Here is a 5,267-nt window from a genome sequence, read left to right as displayed (position 1 = left end):
GACAAGATGTTCCGTGATATTACCATTCATGGAATTACGGGATTCAGTCCACTGAAGGATATTCGCAAACCGGATGCGCATTTCCGCACGACGAATGAAATGCTTCAAGAATTTGAATTTTTGGGTAAGGAACAAGCTTACAAGTTTGTTGTGGAGAATACGAATACGCTGTTGGAACGATTTGAAGATTTCGACCTGTTCCCGAAGGAATTGTTCACACCGAACATTGAGGGTGCAGATCAGGAAATTCGTGATAAGTGCTACAACAAGGCAATGAGCATTTACGGGGAACCGTTGAACGATATTATTGTTCAGCGTCTGGAGAAGGAACTGGTACCAATCATTAAATTCGGTTTCTCCGCGAACTATCTGATCTCAGAGCGTCTTGTGAAGAAGTCCAATGAAGATGGTTATCTTGTTGGTTCACGGGGATCCGTAGGTTCTTCCGTCGTTGCGATGTTCCTTGGTATCTCAGAAGTTAACCCGCTGCCACCGCATTATTCGTGTCGGAATTCAGAATGTAAGCACAGCGAATGGTTCACGGACGGCAGCGTACCGAGTGGATTTGATCTGCCGAACAAGGATTGTCCGAAGTGTGGCAAGCCAATGAAGGGCGATGGACAAGATATTCCGTTCGAGACGTTCCTTGGATTTAAAGGGGATAAGGTTCCCGATATCGACTTGAACTTCTCGGGGGACTATCAGCCTGTCGCACATAACTACACGAAGGTGCTGTTCGGTGAAAAGAGTGTATTTCGTGCGGGAACGATCGGTACGGTAGCGGAGAAGACGGCTTACGGATTCGCGAAGAAATATGAAGAAGACCACGGCAAGCGATGGCGCGGAGCAGAGCTTAACCGTCTAGCAGCAGGATGTACGGGCGTAAAACGCAGCACAGGTCAGCATCCGGGCGGTATCGTCGTTGTGCCAGACTATATTGAAGTGGAAGACGTAACACCCGTTCAATATCCGGCGGATGATACAACGGCTGAATGGAAGACGACGCACTTCGATTATCATGCCTTCGAAGATAACCTGTTAAAGCTTGATATTCTGGGACACGATGATCCGACGATGATGCGGATGCTGCAGGATTTGACAGGCATTGATCCGACGACGATTCCGATGAATGATCCGAAGGTCATGAGTATGTTCAACTCCGTTGACGCGCTTGGCGTAACGCCGCAGCAGATCCGTACACCGGTTGCGACCTTTGGCGTACCGGAGATGGGAACACGTTTCGTGCGCCAGATGCTTGTGGAAGCACAGCCAAGCACGTTCGCCGATTTGCTGCAGATCTCTGGATTGTCCCATGGCACGGGCGTATGGCTCGGTAATGCACAGGAACTGATTAAGAATGGGATCTGTACGATTAAGACCGTAATCGGTTGTCGCGACGAGATCATGTTGTTCTTAATCTACAAAGCCGGTATGGACGCGGGGCTTGCATTTAAAATTACGGAGAGCGTTCGTAAGGGCAGAGGTCTTAGTGATGAATGGATTCAAGAGATGAAAAACTGTAATGTGCCGCAATGGTACATTGATTCCTGCTTGAAGATTCAATACATGTTCCCGAAAGCCCATGCTGCTGCTTATGTTATTTCCGCGGTTCGGACAGCTTATTTCAAGCTGTACCATCCAATCGAGTTCTATGCGACTTACTTTACTGTTCGTGCGGAGGACTTCGATATCGAATTATGCTGCCAAGGTTATGAGGCGATCAATAAGAAAATCGATGAGATCGAGGCGAAGGGCTTCCAAGCAACAACGAAAGAGAAGGCCATGATCTCGATCTTGGAGATGGCGGTTGAAATGACAGCTCGTGGGTTCTCATTCAAGCCAATCGATCTATATCGATCAGATGCAACGAAATTCCTTGTCGACGGCAACTCGCTCATCCCGCCATTCTCTGCAGTACAAGGGATCGGGGATAACGCGGCACGCAATATTGCGGCTTCTCGCGATGGGGTGGAGTACTTGTCCATCGAGGATTTCCAGATGCGTTCCAAGGCAACGAAGACGATCGTTGAGCTCCTGAATCAGATGGGATGCTTCCGGGGACTGCCGGAGACGAACCAATTGTCTCTGTTCTAGTGCATGATCGGAGACACCCTTGCCATATTGTAGATGGCTATGATATAATTTTTTTGGTAATCATGTGGATAAATCCGTTACGTAAAGAGTGGGGAAACCCACTCTTTCATGTTTAGTATCGGGTTCTAACATAGAGGAACATCATTATTCCTAACATTTCAGGAGGTTCTTGAATTTGAGCTCAGCCAATATCAAATCGACAGTTGAGAATATGATCACACCCTATTTGGAAGAGAACAACTTCGAGCTTGTCGATGTGGAATATGTGAAGGAAGGCAGCAGTTGGTTTCTTCGCGTATTTGTGGACAAGGAAGGCGGCATTGACATTGAGGATTGCGGCCGTATTAGTGAAGTATTAAGCCAGAAGCTGGACGAGAACGATCCGATTACAGATGCATACTTCTTGGAAGTATCGTCTCCAGGCGCGGAACGCCCGCTGAAGAAGACGAAGGACTTCGTTAAGGCAGTAGGCAAGCATGTGTATGTGACTACATACGAATCCATTGGCGGACTGAAGGAGTTCGAAGGAGTTCTCACTTCCTTCGATGAACAGACGGTTGTCGTTCAAGTCGGCAAGAAGGAACATGCAATTCCGTATGAGAAGGTAGCGAGCGCACGTCTTGCTATCGTTTTTTAGGACGATTGTAATCAACGATTGGATATCGTTCTGCTGAATGTAACATTATTGGAATGAAGCCGGATTCGGCTGAAAGGGGGAACTCACCAAATGAGTATGGATTTTATTGACGCATTGTCGGAAATCGAAAGAGAAAAAGGAATTAGCAAGGAAGTACTCATTGATGCGATTGAAGCGGCGCTGATCTCGAGCTATAAGCGAAACTTCAATACTGCACAAAATGTACGTGTAGACATCAATCGGGCAACTGGAGTAATTAAAGTATATGCACGCAAGAACGTAGTGGACGAGGTGTTGGACCCACGCCTTGAAATTTCACTTCATGCTGCTCGCGAACATAATCCGAACTACCAAATGGATGATATTTGTGAGATTGAGGTTACACCGCGTGATTTCGGTCGTATCGCTGCGCAAACAGCAAAACAAGTTGTGACACAGCGTATTCGGGAAGCTGAGCGTGGCCTTATCTATAACGCGTTCATCGACAAGTCGGATGATATCGTAACAGGTATCGTACAACGTCAGGACATGCGTAATGTGTATGTAGACTTGGGTAAAGTGGAAGCAGTTCTTCCATTGAATGAGTTGATGCCGAATGAAAAGTTCAAGCACGGCGATCGCACCAAAGCATACATTACGAAAGTGGAGAACACGACCAAGGGGCCGCAAATTATTTTGTCCCGCACGCATCCTGGACTGCTGAAGCGCTTGTTCGAGCTGGAAGTGCCTGAAATCTTCGACGGCGTCGTTGAAATAAAGTCGGTAGCTCGCGAAGCGGGTCAACGTTCTAAAATTGCGGTATACTCCCGCAACGAGGAAGTTGATCCAGTTGGTTCATGCGTAGGTCCTAAAGGTATGCGTGTCCAGACGATTGTTAATGAGCTGCGCGGTGAGAAAATTGATATCGTGCGCTGGTCAGAAGATGTAAGTGAGTATGTAGCGAATGCACTGAGCCCATCCAAAGTTGTTGATGTGGAGGTTCGTGAAGCTGAGAAAATGGCTCGTGTTATCGTGCCAGATTATCAGTTGTCACTGGCAATTGGGATTAAGGGTCAGAACGCTCGACTTGCTGCAAAATTGACTGGCTGGAAAATTGATATTAAAAGCGAGACTCAAGCTGATGAAGAAGGGCTTCCAATGTCTTCTGATGAGCAAACACCAGATGACAGCATGGAAGTAAGCGAATAAACACTGAAGGCGCGACCAACGCCATATGAAGCGGTCGTCTCCTTCAATCAGGGATGTATGACCGAATCGTAAGGGGGGATTGAGTCATGAGAACAAGGAAAGTTCCACTTCGCAAGTGTGTCGCATGTCAAGAAATGATGCCGAAGAAAGAGCTAATCCGTGTTGTGAAGACACCACAGGACGAAGTTCTAATCGATTTGACAGGGAAGAAGTCTGGACGCGGCGCATACCTATGTGGGAAGTTGTCCTGCTTCAGACTTGCACATAAGTCTCGTGCGCTTGATCGGGCTTTGAAGCATCAGGTGAACTCTGCCATCTATGAACAGCTTGCTCAAGACTTCATCAAGGTGGAGGATGAGTTCCACGCCTTGAAGGAGCAGGAGGACGATCATGAGTAAGGTAAAGTCGCAGCTAGGTCTTGCCCAGCGGGCAGGGAAGCTTGCGACTGGTGATGAGATAGTCCTCAAGGCGATTCGCAATAAGCAAGCACGCTTGGTGGTTGTTGCGGCGGACGCTTCTGACAACACGAAGAAGAAGTTTCGAGATAAATGTAAGTCGTACGGGGTGCCACTTGCTATCGGATTTACGCGAACCGAGCTCGGTGAGAGCATCGGGAAATTGCAACGGGTAGTATTGGCGGTAACGGATGATGGATTTGCGACCATGATGACGAACGGGCTGAAAACGATGTCGGAGGTGGAGTATATTGAGCAAACAAGAGAACACTAAGGACAAAACAAGAGTTTACGAATATGCCAAATCGCTTAATATGAGCAGCAAAGAAATTATTACGATACTCAAACGTCTTAACATACCAGTTAACAATCATATGAGCGTAATGGAGAATGATGCCGTGGGGAAAGTCGAGTCGTACATGCGCACGATTAAGGAGAATGCGCAGGCGAAGCGGGAAAGCAATAGCACCCCACACCCGAAAGTGAACATCAGTCAGTCGAAAACAACAGAAGCACCAGATAGAACAGCTGGCCAATCGGCAGGAAATACAAGTCAAGGCCAGTCGGATCAGCGCGACTCACGTGCTGGACAGCAGCAAATGCAACGTGACGGTCGCGACCATCAGCGCGAAGATAACCGAGGCGGGCGTGATGAACGTCAGGATCGCAGTAATCGCGGTGAAGGTCGTGACGGTCAAAAAGACCATAATAGACAGGGCGAGATAAACATTAATATGGATAATAGACAAGGCAACCAACAGGGGAATATGAACGGACAAGAACAACGTCGATCAGGTGAACAACAGCAAAACCAAGGTAACAGATCTAACGGCCAGCAAAGACCAGGCCAAGGCGCACCACGGTCAAGGCGCGGACCACGTCAAGGACAGGGT

6 protein-coding genes are annotated in these 5,267 nt (G+C 47.8%); all 6 read left to right on the top strand.

The features are described 5' to 3' along the window. Positions 1 to 2,094: PolC-type DNA polymerase III (locus AZ66_RS26575; RefSeq protein ID WP_044357650.1), on the top strand; the 2,094-nt coding region annotated here is incomplete at its 5' end. Positions 2,095 to 2,269: 175 nt separating this feature from the next. Continuing rightward, positions 2,270 to 2,731 (top strand): ribosome maturation factor RimP, encoded by a 462-nt coding sequence (gene rimP, locus AZ66_RS26570; protein ID WP_021262433.1) that lies wholly within the window; start codon positions 2,270 to 2,272, stop codon positions 2,729 to 2,731. Positions 2,732 to 2,821: 90 nt separating this feature from the next. Further along, complete coding sequence (gene nusA, locus AZ66_RS26565; protein ID WP_044357649.1) at positions 2,822 to 3,919, top strand: transcription termination factor NusA; 1,098 nt, start codon at positions 2,822 to 2,824, stop codon at positions 3,917 to 3,919. An 86-nt stretch (positions 3,920 to 4,005) separates the two neighbouring features. After that, on the top strand, positions 4,006 to 4,317 hold the full coding sequence (gene rnpM, locus AZ66_RS26560; protein ID WP_021256513.1) for an RNase P modulator RnpM: 312 nt from the start codon (positions 4,006 to 4,008) through the stop codon (positions 4,315 to 4,317). Beyond that, positions 4,310 to 4,648 (top strand): L7Ae/L30e/S12e/Gadd45 family ribosomal protein, encoded by a 339-nt coding sequence (locus AZ66_RS26555; RefSeq protein WP_021262431.1) that lies wholly within the window; start codon positions 4,310 to 4,312, stop codon positions 4,646 to 4,648. Before rnpM ends, AZ66_RS26555 begins: the two co-directional genes overlap by 8 nt. Then, the coding region (locus AZ66_RS26550; protein WP_044357648.1) for a translation initiation factor IF-2 N-terminal domain-containing protein at positions 4,626 to 5,267 on the top strand (642 nt) is incomplete at its 3' end. The genes AZ66_RS26555 and AZ66_RS26550, both read left to right, overlap by 23 nt.

The organism is Paenibacillus sp. E194, from assembly GCF_000935845.1.
Taxonomy (GTDB): domain Bacteria; phylum Bacillota; class Bacilli; order Paenibacillales; family Paenibacillaceae; genus Paenibacillus_B; species Paenibacillus_B alvei_B.
Note: the sequence above shows the minus strand (reverse complement) of the source record. Positions and strands in the feature narration are given on the sequence as shown.

What these genes read in the sequence shown, in the direction of transcription:
- nusA (WP_044357649.1), top strand. Translation starts at nt 2,822, where the DNA reads ATGAGTATGGATTTTATTGACGCATTGTCGGAAATCGAAAGAGAAAAA.
- AZ66_RS26555 (WP_021262431.1), top strand. Translation starts at nt 4,310, where the DNA reads ATGAGTAAGGTAAAGTCGCAGCTAGGTCTTGCCCAGCGGGCAGGGAAG.
- rnpM (WP_021256513.1), top strand. Translation starts at nt 4,006, where the DNA reads ATGAGAACAAGGAAAGTTCCACTTCGCAAGTGTGTCGCATGTCAAGAA.